The organism is Pseudomonas sp. XS1P51, assembly GCF_054897845.1.
The window spans coordinates 4,780,636-4,797,983 of record NZ_CM142707.1 but is presented as its reverse complement, the minus strand read 5'-3'; the positions used below and the strand labels follow the sequence as shown (position 1 = coordinate 4,797,983).

The window sequence follows — 17,348 nt, the reverse complement described above, 5'->3', positions numbered from 1 at the left end:
CGCATTAAACGGGTTTTTCAGGGGGGCGTCAAGCAAGTTTTCAAAAAATATTTAATTATTACCGTCGCTTACGATCCGCCCCCCAAGAAAGCGGGATTATTCAGCTGGCGGAACGTAGCCGTCAGCCTTGGCGTATTCCTCGCCGGAAAAGAACTTGTCCATCTCGCCCTGAAGGTATTTGCGGTCTTCGGCGTTCATCATGTTCAGGCGTTTTTCGTTGATCAGCAGGGTCTGGTGTTTCTGCCAGTCAGCCCAGGCCTTGGCCGAGACATGGTCAAAAATGTCCTGACCTTTTGCACCCGGGAATGGAGCGCGTTCCAGGGCGGGCAATTCTTCTTTGTACTTGCGGCACATGATGGTGCGGGTCATGACGACTCTCCTGCGTTCAATACGGCGGCCGCGCGTTCGAGCAAGGTTTTGACCGGGGCGGCAAGGCCCAGGCGCGGCGGGGTGGCGAGGTTATACCAGAGCCAGTCGGCCTCGGCCACGTGATGGCCGGCCTCCTGGACCTGAACCAGCCAGGGTTCGATGGATAACTGAAAGTGGCTGAAGGTGTGCACCAGGCTTGGCAATGCCTGTTGGCTGCCCAGTTCCAGCGAATGCTGCGAGGCGAGATGTTGCAGGTCGTCGAGGTCATCGAGCTCCGGCAAACTCCAGAGACCGCCCCACAAGCCCGTAGAAGGGCGACGGTAGAGCAGAATCGCGCCTTCGCCGTTGGCGAGCATCGGCATCAGCGTGCGCTTCTGTGGCACGGCTTTGCGCGGTTTGGGAATCGGGTAGCGGGTCTCCAGGCCAAGCATGTGCGCTTCGCAGCCCTTTTCCAGCGGGCAGAGCAGGCAACTCGGTTTGCTGCGGGTGCAGAGCGTGGCACCCAGATCCATCATCGCCTGGGTGTAGGCGTTGACCCGATCATGCGGCGTCAAGCGCTCAGCGTTCGCCCAAAGCAGTTTGGCGACCTTTGGCTCGCCCGGATAACCCTCTTGCGCGGTAAAGCGCGCCAGCACCCGTTTGACGTTGCCGTCGAGGATCGGCGCCCGCAGGCCCATGCTCAGGCTGGCGATGGCACCCGCCGTGGACAGGCCGATACCCGGCAGATCCGTCAGTTTTTCCACATCCCGCGGAAACTCGCCGCCGTATTCGGCAACGACAATCTTCGCGGTCTTCTGCAAATTGCGCGCGCGGGTGTAGTAACCCAGGCCGGTCCACAGGTGCAGCACTTCGTCTTCCGGCGCGGCGGCCAGGGCTTCGACCGTCGGCAACGAGGCCATGAAACGGTCGAAGTAATTCAGCACGGTGCTGACCTGGGTCTGCTGCAACATGATTTCCGAGACCCACACTCGATAAGGGGTGATGCCCTGTTGCCAAGGCAAATCGTGGCGGCCGTGGCGGTCGTACCAATCCAGCACCGCCGATGAAAACTGCTCGGCTCTCATCGCTTGAACAGCCCCTTCAAGGCGTCTTTCAGTTCCGGACTGACCTTGTCGCCAAGTTTCTCGTCGATTTTTTCACTGAGCTTGTCGCCGGCCAGTTTGGTGGCGACCTGGCCCATGCGTTCGTTATCCAGACGGCAAGCCTTGGCGCCCAGTTCCAGCGGGCCACGGCAGCGCAGCGGCCACTCGATGCCGACGAACTTCTCGCCGACCTGGCAAGCAGGGTCCGGCATGTCGCTCTTGTCGCCTTCGACGATCACGCCAACGCGATAATCCATGCCCAGCACCCGCAGATCGACGTCACCGTCAGCGTTGACGGTCATGCCCGGGATGCGCACTTTCAGGTCCGGGTTGCTGGCGACGCCGTTACGGAAGGTCAGGTTGCCCTTGAGCTCCTCGAACGGTGTGTCCTTGCCACGTGGCTCGCCGCTGAGGGTTTTTCGGTTGAGGGTGGCGATGCCTTTGCACAGCTGCTGTTCGAGGTTGGCATTGAGCAGCACGCCGTTGTTGATGACGAAACTGGCGTTGCCGTTAAGGGTTTCGATCAGCGCTTTCTGGCTGTTGCCGCTGCCGGTCAGGTTGCTGTTGACCGTCACCAGGCCTTTGACCGGCGGATTTTTACCCTGGCTTTCGAGGATTTTTTCCACCGGCACTTTGCTGATGCGCGTTTGCATGTTCAGCGCCGGTACCTGTTGACGCACATCCAGGGTGCCCTTGGTTTCGAAGTTGCCGTCGTACAGGTCGCCGCGCAGGTTCTCCAGTGTCAGCAAGCCGCCCTGGCCGGTGGCCTTGAGCGCAGCGTTTTGAATGGGCAGTTTTTCGAGGGTCAACTGGCCGAAGGTCAGGTCGGCGTCCACGTCGAGTTTGCTCAGGCGTTCCACCGGCAACAGGCGTTCGGTGCTCCACGCGCCTTTGGTCGGGGCGTCCGGCAGCGGTGTGCTGCCCGCGCCGGCCATGGCATCGGCTTCGGTGTTGGCAACTTCGGCCTGACGCGCCTGCGTCGCGCTGCTGGCTTCGGCAGATTTTGGCGGCAGGTAGCGGTCGACGTTGAAGGTATCGGCCTTGAGGGTTGCGCGCAGCGATTGCTTGGCGAAATCCTCGACGGCGATCCGGCCGCTGAAGGTGCTGTCATCGACTTTCAGGTTGATGTCGTCGAACGACACACTGCTCGGCGTGCCGGAAAGACGGCTGACCAGTTCAACTTTGCTCAGGCTGCCTTCGGCCATGGCCGGGAGTTTCTGGCCGATGCTGTCGATGAATTTTGCCAGGTCGAACTGGGCAATCGACAGGCCGCCGCTGATTTGCGGGGTCTTGTCGAGGTCGTTGACCTTCAACTCACCCAGCGCACGCAGTTGGTTGGCGGAGATTTTGATACCGGTCCATTCGGCGACGTTCGCGGCTTTATCCAGCAACAACTGACCCTGGGCAGCGAAGGTCATGGTCTTGCCTTGCAGCGGATCACCCGCGACTTCGCCGGACAGCTTCATGTCTTCGAATTTGTAGCGCTGCAACGCGCGCTCGAAACGCAACTCGCCGTTGAGTTCGGTGCGCACGCGCAAGACCGGCTGGTTAGTGCCCAGGAATGCGGTGAGTTTGACTGGAATATTGGTGGAATCGTGCACTGGCCCGGTGCTGAGCTGGATGCTTTCGGCGCTGAACTGCTTGCCGGTCTTCTCGTCGCTGTACTCAACGCGGGCGTTGTTGATGGTCAGGCTGTCGATGTCCAGGCGGGTCGGTTGGGCCGGTTTTTCACCTTGGGCGGTGGTCTCGGGCACAGGTTCGCTGGCGGCGGCGGGAGGCGTGGCCGGGGTGGCCGGTGCCGGGGCCTTGCCGATGTCTTCCCAGTTGCCGTGGCCGTCCTTGTCGCGGTTCAGGCGCAGGTTCAGGCCTTCGACGCGTACATCGCTCATCTGCACTTCACGACGCAGCAGCGGTATCACGCGTACCGACAGGCCAAGCATCTGCAAGTCAGCAAACGGTTCGGTGGGCTTGGTCAGGGTCGCGACACTGGCGTCATGCAATTCCAGACCCAGCCACGGGAACAGGCTCCAGCCGATATCGCCATTGAGCGTCAGCTCGATGTGGGCCTTGTCGCGGGCAATCTGGCGGATCTCGTCTTTATAGTCGTTGGGATCGAAGAGGTGGGTCAGGGCAAAGCCCAGCGCCACAATGATCAGCAACAGCCCGAGAAGCACCAGACCCAGGATTTTGCCGAACGCTTTCATGGGCGAGTCCTTGTAGTTAGTCGAATTCGAAATTTAGCCGGGGAGTATAGCGCTCCGAAGCGGACGACCGGTCAGCGATCACGTCGGCAACACATCCAGCGGCACTTTCAACTTGGCCGCCAGAGCCTGAACCTCAAGGTGCCCGGCCGGCGCCTGCAGCCTTAAAGTCGCGCCCGATTGCCACGCCATTTTCTGTGCTTCGTTCACCAGGCGCTCGGCCACCCCACGGCGACGGGTGACTTTTCGTACGCACAATTGGGACAAGTGCCAGACATTCTGGTGCCGTTGCAGGCGCGCCGCGCCCAACAGTCGATCGTTGAAACGACCGGCGATCAGCGAACCGTCCCGCAGACAGCCTTCGATCAGCTGCAAATCCCCGGAAAAAGGCGTAAACAGCCAGTCCGGAGCATCGCGGTAGATCTTCTGCAGGTCTTGCTGGTCCTGGTAAGTAGCTTCGTTCAGAGGCTCGACAATGATCGGCATGGCGGTTCCTTAAGTGGTGCGAGAACAGATGACTTGAAAAAACGTGATATCAGTTTGGTTTTTCTGTCACGTGCAAATGGTAACCTCTGCCAGTTCGTCCGTCCTTCTGCGACGTGATGTCGCACCAAAATGGAGCTTCACCCTAAAAAACAGTCATGCGTGCGCATAAAGGCTGGGGGTGAGGAGTGCAGGCGAACCATACTAATAATTGGGGGATACACAATGACCACGAGCATTACGGCGGACGGCATCAAAGCCGACCAGCCCTCGTTCCTGTCCAAGGAACGCATCATCGCCAAGCCCGGTTTCAACCGTTGGCTGGTGCCACCGGCCGCTCTGGCCATCCACCTCTGCATCGGCATGGCCTACGGCTTCTCGGTGTTCTGGCTGCCACTGTCCAAAGCCTTGGGCGTGACTAAAGCAGTAGCCTGCGCGCCGGACATGAGCTTCATCTCGCAAGTTTTCTCGTCCCAGTGTGACTGGCCGATCTCGATGCTCGGCTGGATCTACACCCTGTTCTTCATCTTCCTCGGCTGCTCGGCAGCGATCTGGGGTGGCTGGCTCGAACACGCAGGCCCGCGCAAGGCTGGTGTTGTTTCGGCGCTGTGCTGGTGTGGCGGTCTGCTGATTTCGGCGCTGGGGGTCTATACCCACCAGATCTGGCTGATGTGGATCGGCTCCGGGGTCATAGGCGGTATTGGCCTGGGCCTGGGTTACATCTCGCCGGTCTCGACCCTGATCAAGTGGTTCCCGGACAAGCGCGGCATGGCGACCGGCATGGCGATCATGGGCTTCGGTGGTGGTGCGATGGTTGGTGCTCCGCTGGCAGCAGCCTTGATGGGCCACTTCGCTTCGCCAACCAGCGTCGGCGTGTGGCAGAGCTTCCTGGTGATGGCCGCGATCTACTTCGTGTTCATGATCGGTGGCGCACTGTCCTACCGCGTTCCGCCAACTGGCTGGAAGCCTGAAGGCTGGACTGCTCCGGCGAAAAAAGCCTCGAACGCGATGATCACTCATCGTCACGTGCACGTGAATGTGGCGTGGAAAACGCCGCAATTCCGTCTGGTGTGGCTGGTGCTGTGCCTGAACGTATCCGCCGGTATTGGCATCCTCGGCATGGCTTCGCCGCTGTTGCAGGAAGTGTTCGCCGGCAAACTGCTGGGCACTGACCAGACGTTCGGTCAGCTGGACGCCGGGCAACTGGCCTCGATCGCCGCGATTGCTGCCGGTTTCACCGGTTTGCTGAGTCTGTTCAACATTGGTGGTCGCTTCTTCTGGGCCTCGTTCTCGGATTACCTGGGCCGCAAAAACACTTATTTCGTGTTCTTCGCCCTCGGTTTCGCGCTGTACGCGTTGATCCCGAACCTCGGTCACCTGGGCAACGTTGCACTGTTCGTAGCGGCGTTCTGCATCATCCTGTCGATGTACGGCGGTGGTTTTGCCACGGTACCGGCTTACCTGGCTGACCTGTTCGGTACGCAAATGGTCGGTGCGATCCACGGTCGTCTGCTGACGGCGTGGGCGGCGGCGGGCGTATTGGGTCCGGTGTTGGTGAACTACCTGCGTGAGTATCAATTGAGCATCGGCGTTGAACGTGCCGCGGCTTACGACATCACGCTGTACATCCTTGCGGGCCTGCTGGTGCTGGGTTTCATCTGCAACCTGCTGGTGCGTCCGGTAGCCGACAAGTACTTCATGACCGACGCTGAGCTGGCTGCCGAACAGGCGCTGGGCCACGACAAGGGCGCTGACAGCAGCACCGTGCTGGAGTGGAAAGCGGCTGCGGGCACCAAGCCTTTGGCGGTTGCTGCATGGTTGGTGGTAGGTATTCCGTTGGCGTGGGGTGTTTGGGTGACCCTGCAGAAGACAGCGGTACTGTTCCATTAAGATTGCCTCGGACTGGTCTTCGGACCAGTCCTGCAAGGCATCGAACCCCTGTGGGAGCGAGCCTGCTCGCGATAGCGGTCTGACAGTCGACAGAGATGTTGAATGTTATGGCTTCATCGCGAGCAGGCTCGCTCCCACATTTGTTTTGCGGTTTTGCATCGAAATCGGTTGTATGGACATGTCTATCCCCGACTGCGCTGGATTCTGTCCGTCAGTGATATCACCTCTCGTGTTTCTGTTTCCGGCCCGCGCCCCTATAATGGTTGCCTTTTTCGCCCAATGATTTTGCGGAGCTGGTGATGGCCGAACGTAAGGCGTCAGTCGAGCGCGACACTCTGGAAACCCAGATCAAAGCCTCGATCAACCTGGATGGCACCGGAAAGGCCCGATTTGATATCGGTGTTCCTTTTCTTGAGCACATGCTGGACCAGATCGCCCGTCACGGGCTGATCGACCTGGATATTGTCAGCAAGGGCGACCTGCATATCGACGACCACCACACCGTGGAAGACGTCGGTATCACCCTGGGTCAGGCCTTCACCAAAGCCATCGGCGACAAAAAAGGCATCCGTCGCTACGGCCACGCCTACGTGCCGCTCGATGAAGCGCTGTCGCGCGTGGTGATCGACTTCTCCGGCCGTCCAGGCCTGCAGATGCATGTTCCCTACACCCGTGCCACCGTCGGCGGTTTCGACGTTGATCTGTTCCAGGAATTTTTCCAGGGCTTCGTCAATCACGCCAACGTCACCCTGCACATCGACAATCTGCGTGGGCACAACACCCACCACCAGATCGAAACCGTGTTCAAGGCTTTCGGCCGCGCATTGCGCATGGCGGTAGAGCTGGATGACCGAATGGCTGGTCAAATGCCGTCGACCAAAGGCGTTCTGTAATGCAGACGGTCGCGGTTATCGATTACGGCATGGGCAACCTGCACTCGGTGGCCAAGGCCCTCGAGCACGTCGGTGCCGGCAAGGTACTGATCACCAGCGATGCCGATGTGATTCGCGAAGCTGACCGGGTGGTATTCCCCGGCGTCGGCGCGATTCGCGATTGCATGGCGGAGATCCGTCGCCTGGGCTTCGATTCGCTGGTGCGTGAAGTCAGCCAGGACCGTCCGTTCCTTGGCATCTGTGTCGGCATGCAAGCCTTGCTCGACAGCAGTGAAGAGAACGACGGCGTCGACTGCATCGGCCTGTTCCCGGGTCAGGTGAAGTTCTTCGGCAAGGACCTGCACGAAGACGGCGAACACCTGAAAGTCCCGCACATGGGCTGGAACGAAGTGAAGCAGACGGTGAGTCACCCGCTGTGGCACAACATTCCGGACCTGGCGCGTTTCTACTTTGTGCACAGCTACTACATCGCTGCCGGCAACGCGCGGCAGGTGGTGGGTGGCGGTCACTACGGTGTCGATTTCGCCGCCGCGCTGGCCGACGGCTCGCGTTTCGCCGTGCAGTTCCACCCGGAGAAAAGCCATACCCATGGCCTGCAATTGCTGCAGAACTTCGCTGCGTGGGATGGTCGCTGGTAAATGGCCGTCAAGAAGAAGCCGCCGATCCTGACCCTCACTCCCGAACAGGAGGCCGAGGCCAATCACAAGATCAAACGCTTCATGGAAGATCGCTTCGAACTGGACCTGGGTTCGTTCGAAGCGGCTGAAATCCTTGAGCTGTTTACCCGTGAAATTGCTCCGCACTATTACAACAGGGCGATTTTCGATGTGCAGACGCACCTCAAAGAGAGGTTCGAAAGCATCGAAAGCGACTTGTGGGCGCTCGAGAAAAACTGATTTTCGAGCGAAGCTGAACAATCGAATTTGAAGGTTTGCCAGATGCTGATTATTCCCGCTATCGATCTCAAAGACGGTGCCTGTGTTCGTCTGCGCCAGGGCCGCATGGAAGATTCCACGGTGTTCTCCGATGACCCGGTGAGCATGGCTGCCAAGTGGGTGGAAGGCGGTTGCCGCCGTCTGCATCTGGTCGACCTGAACGGCGCCTTCGAAGGCCAGCCGGTCAACGGCGAAGTCGTTACCGCCATTGCCAAGCGCTATCCGAACTTGCCGATCCAGATCGGCGGCGGTATCCGTTCCCTGGAAACCATCGAACATTACGTCAAGGCAGGCGTGAGCTACGTGATCATCGGCACCAAAGCTGTGAAAGATCCGGCCTTCGTCGCCGAAGCCTGCCGCGCGTTCCCGGGCAAGGTGATCGTCGGTCTGGATGCCAAAGACGGTTTCGTCGCCACCGACGGCTGGGCTGAAATCAGCACCATTCAGGTGATCGACCTGGCCAGGCAGTTCGAAGCAGATGGCGTATCCGCGATCGTTTATACCGACATCGCCAAAGACGGCATGATGCAGGGCTGTAACGTTCCGTTCACCGCTGCGTTGGCCGCCGCAACGAAGATCCCGGTCATCGCTTCTGGCGGTATCCACAACCTCGGTGACATCAAGTCGCTGCTCGACGCCAAGGCGCCGGGCATCATCGGTGCAATCACTGGCCGGGCGATCTACGAAGGCACCCTCGACGTCGCTGAAGCGCAAGCTTTCTGCGATTCGTACAAAGGCTGAGGACTGACCATGGCGCTGGCCAAACGCATCATCCCTTGCCTGGACGTGGATAACGGCCGGGTGGTCAAGGGCGTTAAGTTCGAGAACATTCGTGATGCCGGCGACCCGGTGGAAATCGCCCGTCGTTACGACGAGCAGGGTGCCGATGAGATTACCTTTCTCGACATCACTGCCAGCGTCGACGGTCGCGATACCACGCTGCACACCGTCGAGCGCATGGCCAGCCAGGTGTTCATCCCGCTGACCGTGGGCGGTGGCGTGCGTACCGTGCAGGACATTCGCAACCTGCTGAATGCCGGTGCGGACAAGGTTTCGATCAACACCGCTGCGGTGTTCAACCCGGAATTCGTTGGCGAAGCCGCTCAGCATTTCGGTTCGCAGTGCATCGTCGTTGCCATCGACGCCAAGAAGGTCTCCGGTCCGGGTGAAACCCCGCGCTGGGAAATCTTCACCCATGGCGGTCGCAAGCCAACGGGCCTCGACGCCGTTGAGTGGGCGAAGAAGATGGAAGGCCTTGGTGCCGGTGAAATCCTGCTGACCAGCATGGACCAGGACGGCATGAAAAACGGCTTCGACCTGGGCGTCACCCGCGCCATCAGCGATGCCTTGGGCATACCGGTGATTGCCTCCGGCGGCGTCGGCAACCTGCAGCATTTGGCCGACGGCATTATCGAAGGCCACGCCAGTGCAGTGCTGGCGGCGAGTATTTTCCACTTCGGCGAATACACCGTGCAGGAAGCCAAGGCCTACATGGCTCATCGCGGCATCGTGATGCGATAAAGGCCCATGGCCCGGAAAATACGTTCCGGGCCGATGTTATGGAACAACCTGAGCGTTGGATGACGTAGCCTTATGAATCCCTGTCACGGGGCTCAGTAAGTCGGTCCTCGGTTCGGAAGCCTGTCCCGATTTGTCATAAGCAATGGAGCAGAGCTTCCCTGGAAGTTCCTCGCTTTCAATCCAGAAATCCATGTTCATGTCGTCGACGTATTTGTCAGGTTGATGACAGTCTGTTGTTGCTGCGGGACCAAATTTGATGGAATAGGTCCTATAGGGCTCTGCTGTTTTCGCCAGTGTCACATTGACGTCGGCCTTGATCGATAAATCGGGTTGCGAGGTTGGCTTGTTCTCCAATACCTCGACCGGCAGGGACAGCGCATTTTTTAGAAGCCCCAATTCAGGTTCTTGCGCCAAAGAATCAACACCGAGAATGCAAAGAAAATAGAATCCGGGTTCCGTTCCTATCTCGGAATTGATGAAGGCATCAATTGAGCTTACGGCATCGCTGTAGTGATGGGGGCTCTCACAATCCATTGCCATGCGGACGCTTTTATGACGGTAAAAAGCAGTATTTATTGAAAATCGATAGTTCCAGGTAGGGATGGCAATCGAGCCGTTATCCTGCTGTTTGACCCTTTTGTATCTTTCCAGCTTATTCGCGCCCGTGTCGATGGTGAACGCCGGGTAGAGCTGGCAAGACGACGGCGGGTTTTTAGCAATGCGGCCTTGCAAGAAGCACCCGTTGAGAAATGCTGTTGGGTTGCCATACACATTTCCCGGCACTGCCAGATAGATATTTCCAACAGGCGTGCAAGGGGCATGATCGCGGCATGGAATGATGCTGTTATCAAAGTTTCCTGTTCCTATGACGCCTACGATCTCATTGGAGTATCGATCCAGTAAGGGACTTCCAGAGCTGCCTCCCCGGATATCCTGACAGCGAGTCATAAATGTGTTTCGCCACACCCATGCACCTTCAACAATCTCCAGAGCGGGTTGTAAGGTACAGGCGGCCATGCGCAATGTGACTTCCTCAAAGCCTTTTGGGGCGCCCACGATCAACACATCGGTGTCGTTCGCCGGTGTATCCCGGGCCAGTTTCAACGGTTGTATACCATCATCGATGAGCTTTTGAAGGCTGACTTCCAGTTCAACGATAGCCAGATCAACGCCTTGCATGCTCCGCCATACCACCGCTTTCAACGGATAAGATTTGAATCCGGGAATATCGGCGAAGAAATTGAACTGCATGGTTCCGCTTACCGGCCTGTCAGTTACGATGTTTCCGTTGGTCAATTCGATGCAGTGCCCAGCGGTGAGCACGTAAGCGGGAGTCGGTCGGGATTCAAGTTCATCGCGCGTATCCAGAAGCGTTGCGGTGCAGCTGGCACGATTGATTTCCAGGCGTCCGATACCTTGCCAGTGGTCCTGCGAACCATCGATGTTTTTAAGAATCCTGGAAGCAGCCAGATTTTGTAGGCCTTCTCCATAATCTCTGGTATCTGCGAAGCACGGTAGACATAGCGAACACAATGCGCTGATAAAAAGTACGGGGATCGAATTCATTGAATGGTGCCTCTGATTAATTAGGTAAAACCGGCCTGTCGCCGGGTATTAGCAATTAATCAGGTGAGGCTGGGTGAAGGGCGGTAACTATCTACCGCAGTGACTGTGATACTCATTATTTTAACGATGTCGATAAGGTTGTTATCAAAAGGCCAGTAGACAGTATGGCGGGCTCAAGGCACTCTTGGGTACGCCATGGATTTCGGTAGCCAGACATGCTTAAACGCCTTCTTCTTGTCCTCGCCAGCGCTTCTCTATTGTTCATCAATGGGGTGCGCGCCGAAGAAAGTCCCGATACCGACCTGGTGTTGCTGACTGAAAATTTCCCCCCGTACAACATGGCCAAGAACGGCAAGAACTTCGCTCAGGACGAGAACATCAATGGCATCGCCGTGGACATCGTCCGCGAGATGTTCAAGCGCGCCGACGTCACCTACAGCCTGACGCTGCGCTTCCCTTGGGAGCGCATCTACAAACTTGCCCTGGAGAAACCCGGCTACGGTGTGTTCGTGATGGCGCGGTTGCCGGACCGCGAGAAGCTCTTCAAGTGGGTTGGTCCGATTGGCCCGGATGACTGGATCATGCTGGCCAAGGCCGATAGCAAAATCAGCCTGGAAACGCTGGATCAGGCTCGCAAGTACAAGATCGGTGCGTACAAGGGTGATGCGATCGCCGAGACGTTGGCCAAGCAAGGGTTGAATCCGATCGTTGTGTTGCGGGATCAGGACAACGCCAAGAAACTGGTGAATGGTCAGATTGATCTGTGGGCGACGGGCGATCCGGCCGGGCGGTATCTGGCGCGACAGGACGGGGTTACGGGGCTTAAGACAGTCTTGCGATTCAACAGCGCAGAGCTTTATCTGGCATTGAACAAGAATGTGCCCGATGAGGTTGTGGCAAAGCTACAGGCAGCGCTCGACCAGCTGCGCAAGGAAGGCGTGGTGGATGACATCATGGCGCGGTATCTCTAGGTCCATCAACAGAACCTGATCCAACATAAAACATTGTGGGAGCGAGCCTGCTCGCGATGAGGGAGTGCCAGTCGACATCAATGTTGCCTGACAGGCCGCCATCGCGAGCAGTCTCGCTCCCACAGTCTCTGGTGGTGTAGCAAATTACCGGTACACGCCATCCTTGCCGTGTGCAGCCGTTGCCCGATTGCTGCGCACGCTGATCATCTGTTTGATGTCGATCCAATCAATCCCCTGCGCCTTCAGCTTGGGCAGCTCCCGCTCAAGCACCGCCAGCGTCTGCGGATACGGATGCCCGATCATCACCGCCGACCCCTGTTTGCGCGCCAGGCTGATCGCTGTCTGCAGCTGCGTGAAGATCGCTGTTTCAGTGCGCTCATCATCCAGAAACACATCCCGCGAAACACTCGCCAACCCGATCTTTTGTGCCTCGGCCGCCGCGACGGTTTGCGCGCTGGTGCGGCTGTCGACGAAGAATTTGTGCCGGCGCTGTAACTCCGCCATCAACCAGGTCATGGCTACCGGTTGAGCCGTCATGCGACTGCCCATGTGGTTGTTGATGCCAGCGGTATAAGGCACGGCCTTGAACGCCGCGTTCAGGCGTTTTTCGAGTTCTTCGATCGACAACTCGGGATGCCAGGCGAACGGGCCGGTGGCCGGGTCCATGGGCATGTGCAGGATCACGATCTTGCCGGCACGGTGGGCTTCGCGGGCAAACTCGGTGGCGTGGGGTGTGTCGGGCATGATCGCCGTAGTCACCGGGCCGGGCAGGGCCAGCACGCGGCGATCCCGAGGCAGGTTCTGCCCCAGGTCATCGATGATCAGACTCAGATAGGCCTTTTGAGGTGCCGTTGTGGCGGGCGTCGCGTGAGCAACACCCGCCAGACAGCACAGCAGACCGAGGATGAACCGCAGCCGCATCTCAGCGGCCAGAGGTGATGCTCAGCCCTTTGAGAAGGCTCAGGGCCTGGGCCAACTGGTAATCGTCATCCTGTGGCATCGGCTTGGCTTTGCTGCTGGAACCGGTCGGTTTGTCGGCGCCGCCGTTGCCATTGCCCAGGTGACCTTGCAGATCGGCTTCCTTGAAGTACTCGCCGTCCTGCTCGCTGGTGATCTTGGCCTTGCGCACTTCGATGTCCGGGACGATGCCCTGAGCCTGGATCGAGCGGCCGTTCGGCGTGTAGTACAGCGCCGTGGTGATCTTCAGCGCACGCTCATTGTTCAGCGGCAGCACGGTTTGTACCGAGCCTTTGCCGAAACTGGTGGTGCCCATGACCACTGCGCGTTTCTGATCCTGCAGGGCGCCGGCGACAATTTCCGAAGCCGAGGCGCTGCCGCCGTTGATCAGCGCGACCATTGGCACGGCTTCGCTTTCGTCCTTGCCGGTGGCGGAGAAGCGCAGCTCGGAGTTGGCGATACGGCCCTTGGTGTAAACGATCAGGCCCTTGGTGATGAAGTGGTCGACTACTTCCACCGCCGCTTGCAGCACGCCGCCCGGGTTGTTACGCAGGTCGAGAATGATGCCGTTGAGTTTCTTGCCGTTGTCCTTGCGCAACTTGGCCAGGGCCTTGGAGACTTCCTCGCCGGTCTTGACCTGGAACTGGGTGATGCGAATGTAGCCGTAGCCGGACTCCAGCAGCTGGCTCTTCACGCTCTTCACTTGAATGATGGCGCGGGCCAGGGTCACGTCGAACGGTGTGCCGCCGTCGCGTACCAGGGTCAGGGTGATTTTCTGGCCGATCTTGCCGCGCATCTTGTCCACGGCTTCGGTCATGCTCTGGCCGCGAGTCGGCTGGCCGTTGATCTTGACGATGAAGTCGCCGGCCTGGATGCCAGCCTTGGAGGCCGGGGTGTCATCGATCGGCGAAACCACCTTGATGAAACCGTCTTCGGCACCGACTTCGATGCCCAGGCCGCCGAATTCGCCGCTGGTGCTTTCCTGCAATTCAGCGAAGTCTTCCGGGCCCAGGTAGGCGGAGTGCGGGTCGAGGTTGCTGAGCATGCCTTTGATGGCGTTTTCCAGCAGGGTTTTGTCGTCCACCGGTTCGACATAGGCGGCCTTGATCCGATCCATGACCTCGGCAAAAGTGCGCAACTCTTCCAGCGGCAAGGGGGCCTTGGTGGTCGCAGCAGTGCCCGCAGGCGCGACCACCGGAGCAGGTTGAGCGGCGAACGCCAGAGGCGCGCCGATCACCAGGGCGATCGTCAGGGCCAGCGAGGTAAGGCGGGACAAATGCAGCATGTCTAACGAACTCCTGAAGTTGATGGCGTACTTATCCTTGCGCACGACACCATTGCGCCGGATCACTCGGGTGACCCTGCTGACGAATAGCGAAATACAGCGCTGGTGTGTCCTGCCCGCCACTGCTGCCTACAGTGGAGATGGACTCACCGGCTTTTACCACGTCACCCGCAGACTTGAGCAGCGTCTGGTTGTGACCGTAAAGACTCAGAAAACCGTTGCCGTGGTCGAGAATCACCAGCAGGCCGGCGCCTCGCAACCAGTCAGCGAACACCACGCGACCACCATGAACGGCATGCACCTGGCTGCCGGCGGAGGCGCTGATCATCACGCCGTCCCACTTGGTGCGGGCGTCGTCGCCACGGGTTTCGCCAAAGCGTGCCAGCAGTCGACCATCAACCGGCCATGGAAGTTTGCCGCGCGTTGAAGCAAAAGGGCCGCCAAAGGTTTCGCCTGAACTTGAAACCAGGGCGCCGGGTGTCGATTTAACGGGTTTGCGTGGGGCGTCAGTGGCGTCTGCTGCAGCCTGAGCCTCACGTAAACGCTTTTTTTCGGCTTCCTGCTGGGCGATCAGCGCTTTTTGCCGCGCTTCCTCTGCCTCACGAGCCTGGCGGACCAGGGTTTCCTCGATGGTTTTAAGGACTTTAGACAGGTCTGCCTGATCCTGCTCGCGGGCGGCCAGCTTCTGATCTCGAGCCTTCACGTCGTCGTTGAGCTTGGCCAGGACTTGCTGGCGTTCCTTGCGAACGTTGTCGAGTTCGTCGCGCTGGCTGTCCAGGCTGCTTTTCTGCACCAGCAATTGCGCCTGTTGCAGGGCGATGTCTTGTTCGACATTGGCCAGTTGGCGCAGGGTTTCGTTGAAATTCTTCAGCTGCTCCAGGCGAGCCTGGCTCAGGTAGTCGTAATAAGTGAGGGTACGGGCGAATTTTTCCGGGTTCTGCTGGTTGAGCAGTAGCTTCAGATACTCCTGACGGCCGTTTTGATAGGCCGCGCGGGCCTGAATGGCGATCAGTCGCTGCTGTTCAATGCGCGCGCTCTGGAGTTTTTTTTTCTCGGTATCGAGTCGCTGCAGCTCGGATTCGCTTTTCTTCAGCTCTTTTTGCAGGGCCTCGACCTGCTTCTCGAGCTTGCCCATTTCGGTCTCGGTGCCTTTGAGGTCTTTCTGTACACCGGATTTCTCTTCCTGCAACTTGCCCAGCAGTTTCTTCAGCTCGGCAATGTCCTGACGCGTGGCGTCCAACTGTTGTTGGGTTTGCGTGCGCTCGTCAGCAAAGGCCGGTTGGAGCAGGCAAGTCAGAGCAAGGGCTATCAGGACGCGAAGCATAAAGGCGGGCGACACCAGGGAAAGGGACGTCCTAGTATGCCCGCCCCACGCTGCAAAAAAAACGCCCAATTGGGGCTGTGTGATAACCGGAGCTGAGTTGCATCTAAAAACACCCAAAAACCACTGTGGGAGCGAGCCTGCTCGCGATGGCGTCCTGACATTCAACAGGGATGTTGGCTGTCAGATTGCTATCGCGAGCAGACTCGCTCCCACAGGGTTTGGCGGTGTTTGAACGGGCTGATTACACCAGTATCGAAGTGCCCGTCATTTCAGCCGGTTTTTCCAGGCCCAGCAGCATCAGCATGGTCGGCGCCACGTCCGCCAGCACACCGCCGTCGCGAACCTTGAGGTCACGCTTGCCGACATAAATGAACGGCACCGGCTCGGTGGTGTGAGCAGTGTGAGCCTGGCCCGTGGTTTCGTCGGACATTTTCTCGACGTTGCCGTGGTCGGCGGTGATCAGCGCTTCGCCGCCGACTTTTTCCAGTGCGTCGACGATGCGGCCGACGCACAGGTCCAGGCATTCAACGGCTTTGACGGCTGCGTCGAAGATTCCGCTGTGGCCGACCATGTCGCCGTTGGCATAGTTGACCACGATCACGTCATAGCGCTGGTTTTCAATGGCGTCGACGATGCGGTCGGTGACTTCCGGTGCACTCATCTCGGGCTGCAAGTCGTAGGTGGCGACTTTTGGCGACGGGATCAGGATGCGTTCTTCGCCCGGGAACGGTTCTTCGCGACCGCCGGAGAAGAAGAAGGTCACGTGGGCGTACTTCTCGGTTTCGGCAATGCGCAGCTGGGTCTTGCCGTTTTTCGCCAGATAGTCGCCCAACACGTTATCCAGGCTGCCGGCGGCGAAGGCCGATGGCGCGGGAATGCTGGCGGCGTACTGGGTCAGCATGACGAAGCCGGCCAGTTTTGGCTGACGGGCACGCTCGAATTCCTTGAAATTGTCTTCGACGAACACGCGGGTCAGTTCACGGGCGCGGTCGGCGCGGAAGTTCATGAATACCACGGCGTCGCCGTCTTCCACTTTCACCGGCTCACCGATGGAGGTGGCCTTGACGAACTCATCGCTCTCGCCACGTTCGTAGGCCGCTTGCAAACCTTCCTGGGCGGTGGCGGCGTTGAATTCGCCGTTGCCGTCGACAATCAGGTTGTAGGCCTGGGACACACGGTCCCAGCGGTTGTCACGGTCCATGGCGAAGTAGCGGCCGATAATGCTGGCGATCCGGCCTTTGCCGAGGGCCTGGAAGGTCGCGTCGAGCAGCTCGATGGACGACTGGGCGCTTTTCGGCGGCGTGTCGCGGCCATCAAGGAAGGCGTGCAGGTAGATTTTTTCAGCGCCGCGCTTGTAGGCCAGTTCGGCCATGGCAACCAGGTGGTCCTGGTGGCTGTGAACGCCGCCATCGGACAGCAGGCCCATGAAGTGCACGGCTTTGCCGGCAGCGACGGCTTTATCCACGGCGGCGCAGATGGTCGGGTTCTCGAAGAACTCGCCGTCGCGGATCGATTTGGTCACGCGCGTGAAGTCCTGATACACCACACGGCCGGCGCCGAGGTTCATGTGGCCGACTTCGGAGTTGCCCATCTGGCCATCCGGCAGGCCGACGTCCATGCCGCTGCCCGAGATCAGGCCGTTCGGCACGGTGGCCCACAGACGGTCCAGTACGGGCTTCTTCGCCGCATAGATGGCGTTGGATTCAGGGCTCTCACTGTGACCGAAGCCGTCGAGAATAATCAGGACCAAAGGTTTAGGCGTGGTAGTCATGGATTCCACTCGTGGCTGAGTTAAAAGAGGGCGATGGAAAAGGGAGTGGCAGTTTAAAGCGAAGTTCCGACGGCGTCACCGCCGGACGGGGTTTGGCCCA

Annotated in this window: 16 protein-coding genes; 7 read left to right on the top strand and 9 right to left on the bottom strand. The window is 59.0% G+C overall.

Features of this window, described 5'->3' with window-relative positions; translation table 11 throughout:
• Nucleotides 1–96: 96 nt before the first annotated feature.
• From ACYZUD_RS22215 to ACYZUD_RS22200, 4 genes are all read right to left on the bottom strand, one after another.
• On the bottom strand, nt 97–369 hold the full coding sequence (locus tag ACYZUD_RS22215) for an oxidative damage protection protein (RefSeq protein WP_008149405.1): 273 nt from the start codon (nt 367–369) through the stop codon (nt 97–99).
• Nucleotides 366–1,433, bottom strand: a complete 1,068-nt coding sequence (mutY, locus tag ACYZUD_RS22210) for an A/G-specific adenine glycosylase (RefSeq protein ID WP_462020155.1) — start codon at nt 1,431–1,433, stop codon at nt 366–368. Before mutY ends, ACYZUD_RS22215 begins: the two co-directional genes overlap by 4 nt.
• Complete coding sequence (locus ACYZUD_RS22205) at nt 1,430–3,655, bottom strand: AsmA family protein (RefSeq protein ID WP_462020154.1); 2,226 nt, start codon at nt 3,653–3,655, stop codon at nt 1,430–1,432. Before ACYZUD_RS22205 ends, mutY begins: the two co-directional genes overlap by 4 nt.
• A gap of 78 nt (nt 3,656–3,733) precedes the next feature.
• Nucleotides 3,734–4,138: an acetyl-CoA sensor PanZ family protein gene (locus ACYZUD_RS22200; RefSeq protein WP_462020153.1), complete on the bottom strand. Its 405-nt coding sequence runs from the start codon at nt 4,136–4,138 to the stop codon at nt 3,734–3,736.
• Nucleotides 4,139–4,360: 222 nt separating this feature from the next.
• On the opposite strand from ACYZUD_RS22200, the gene ACYZUD_RS22195 reads away from it, so the two are divergent.
• From ACYZUD_RS22195 to hisF, 6 genes are all read left to right on the top strand, one after another.
• Entirely contained in the window at nt 4,361–6,025 is a 1,665-nt protein-coding gene (locus ACYZUD_RS22195) for an OFA family MFS transporter (protein WP_462020152.1), read from the top strand.
• A 299-nt stretch (nt 6,026–6,324) separates the two neighbouring features.
• Complete coding sequence (gene hisB, locus ACYZUD_RS22190; RefSeq protein WP_003186751.1) at nt 6,325–6,918, top strand: imidazoleglycerol-phosphate dehydratase HisB; 594 nt, start codon at nt 6,325–6,327, stop codon at nt 6,916–6,918.
• Nucleotides 6,918–7,556 (top strand): imidazole glycerol phosphate synthase subunit HisH, encoded by a 639-nt coding sequence (gene hisH / locus ACYZUD_RS22185; RefSeq protein ID WP_010464592.1) that lies wholly within the window; start codon nt 6,918–6,920, stop codon nt 7,554–7,556. The genes hisB and hisH overlap by 1 nt, the downstream gene beginning before the upstream one ends.
• Nucleotides 7,557–7,814 carry a DUF2164 domain-containing protein gene (locus tag ACYZUD_RS22180; RefSeq protein WP_462020151.1) on the top strand — a complete coding sequence of 86 codons (258 nt, stop codon included), beginning with the start codon at nt 7,557–7,559 and terminating at the stop codon, nt 7,812–7,814.
• A 42-nt stretch (nt 7,815–7,856) separates the two neighbouring features.
• Nucleotides 7,857–8,594, top strand: a complete 738-nt coding sequence (hisA, locus tag ACYZUD_RS22175) for a 1-(5-phosphoribosyl)-5-[(5-phosphoribosylamino)methylideneamino]imidazole-4-carboxamide isomerase (RefSeq protein WP_008149420.1) — start codon at nt 7,857–7,859, stop codon at nt 8,592–8,594.
• Nucleotides 8,595–8,603: 9 nt separating this feature from the next.
• The gene (hisF, locus tag ACYZUD_RS22170) at nt 8,604–9,374 is read left to right on the top strand and encodes an imidazole glycerol phosphate synthase subunit HisF (RefSeq protein WP_007972752.1); all 771 of its coding nucleotides are present in this window, start codon (nt 8,604–8,606) and stop codon (nt 9,372–9,374) included.
• 36 nt (nt 9,375–9,410) lie between these two features.
• Here hisF and ACYZUD_RS22165 read toward each other — a convergent pair whose 3' ends face one another.
• Nucleotides 9,411–10,940 (bottom strand): trypsin-like serine peptidase, encoded by a 1,530-nt coding sequence (locus ACYZUD_RS22165; protein ID WP_462020150.1) that lies wholly within the window; start codon nt 10,938–10,940, stop codon nt 9,411–9,413.
• A gap of 215 nt (nt 10,941–11,155) precedes the next feature.
• Between ACYZUD_RS22165 and ACYZUD_RS22160 the strand changes: the two genes are divergently transcribed.
• Nucleotides 11,156–11,911, top strand: a complete 756-nt coding sequence (locus ACYZUD_RS22160; RefSeq protein ID WP_462020149.1) for a substrate-binding periplasmic protein — start codon at nt 11,156–11,158, stop codon at nt 11,909–11,911.
• Between the two features lie 144 nt (nt 11,912–12,055).
• On the opposite strand, the gene ACYZUD_RS22155 is transcribed toward ACYZUD_RS22160, so the two are convergent.
• From ACYZUD_RS22155 to gpmI, 4 genes are all read right to left on the bottom strand, one after another.
• The gene (locus ACYZUD_RS22155) at nt 12,056–12,832 is read right to left on the bottom strand and encodes a divergent polysaccharide deacetylase family protein (RefSeq protein ID WP_462020148.1); all 777 of its coding nucleotides are present in this window, start codon (nt 12,830–12,832) and stop codon (nt 12,056–12,058) included.
• 1 nt (nt 12,833) lies between these two features.
• Complete coding sequence (locus tag ACYZUD_RS22150; protein ID WP_462020147.1) at nt 12,834–14,153, bottom strand: S41 family peptidase; 1,320 nt, start codon at nt 14,151–14,153, stop codon at nt 12,834–12,836.
• Nucleotides 14,154–14,184: 31 nt separating this feature from the next.
• Nucleotides 14,185–15,477 carry a murein hydrolase activator EnvC family protein gene (locus ACYZUD_RS22145; protein ID WP_462020146.1) on the bottom strand — a complete coding sequence of 431 codons (1,293 nt, stop codon included), beginning with the start codon at nt 15,475–15,477 and terminating at the stop codon, nt 14,185–14,187.
• 241 nt (nt 15,478–15,718) lie between these two features.
• A complete protein-coding gene (gene gpmI, locus ACYZUD_RS22140) occupies nt 15,719–17,248 on the bottom strand; it encodes a 2,3-bisphosphoglycerate-independent phosphoglycerate mutase (RefSeq protein ID WP_462020145.1) in 1,530 nt (509 codons plus the stop codon).
• Between the last annotated feature and the right edge of the window lie 100 nt (nt 17,249–17,348).

Coding starts and splice junctions, on each gene's coding strand:
- ACYZUD_RS22215 (WP_008149405.1), bottom strand. CDS start 369: ATGACCCGCACCATCATGTGCCGCAAGTACAAAGAAGAATTGCCCGCC.
- mutY (WP_462020155.1), bottom strand. CDS start 1,433: ATGAGAGCCGAGCAGTTTTCATCGGCGGTGCTGGATTGGTACGACCGC.
- ACYZUD_RS22205 (WP_462020154.1), bottom strand. CDS start 3,655: ATGAAAGCGTTCGGCAAAATCCTGGGTCTGGTGCTTCTCGGGCTGTTG.
- ACYZUD_RS22200 (WP_462020153.1), bottom strand. CDS start 4,138: ATGCCGATCATTGTCGAGCCTCTGAACGAAGCTACTTACCAGGACCAG.
- ACYZUD_RS22195 (WP_462020152.1), top strand. CDS start 4,361: ATGACCACGAGCATTACGGCGGACGGCATCAAAGCCGACCAGCCCTCG.
- hisB (WP_003186751.1), top strand. CDS start 6,325: ATGGCCGAACGTAAGGCGTCAGTCGAGCGCGACACTCTGGAAACCCAG.
- hisH (WP_010464592.1), top strand. CDS start 6,918: ATGCAGACGGTCGCGGTTATCGATTACGGCATGGGCAACCTGCACTCG.
- ACYZUD_RS22180 (WP_462020151.1), top strand. CDS start 7,557: ATGGCCGTCAAGAAGAAGCCGCCGATCCTGACCCTCACTCCCGAACAG.
- hisA (WP_008149420.1), top strand. CDS start 7,857: ATGCTGATTATTCCCGCTATCGATCTCAAAGACGGTGCCTGTGTTCGT.
- hisF (WP_007972752.1), top strand. CDS start 8,604: ATGGCGCTGGCCAAACGCATCATCCCTTGCCTGGACGTGGATAACGGC.
- ACYZUD_RS22165 (WP_462020150.1), bottom strand. CDS start 10,940: ATGAATTCGATCCCCGTACTTTTTATCAGCGCATTGTGTTCGCTATGT.
- ACYZUD_RS22160 (WP_462020149.1), top strand. CDS start 11,156: ATGCTTAAACGCCTTCTTCTTGTCCTCGCCAGCGCTTCTCTATTGTTC.
- ACYZUD_RS22155 (WP_462020148.1), bottom strand. CDS start 12,832: ATGCGGCTGCGGTTCATCCTCGGTCTGCTGTGCTGTCTGGCGGGTGTT.
- ACYZUD_RS22150 (WP_462020147.1), bottom strand. CDS start 14,153: ATGCTGCATTTGTCCCGCCTTACCTCGCTGGCCCTGACGATCGCCCTG.
- ACYZUD_RS22145 (WP_462020146.1), bottom strand. CDS start 15,477: ATGCTTCGCGTCCTGATAGCCCTTGCTCTGACTTGCCTGCTCCAACCG.
- gpmI (WP_462020145.1), bottom strand. CDS start 17,248: ATGACTACCACGCCTAAACCTTTGGTCCTGATTATTCTCGACGGCTTC.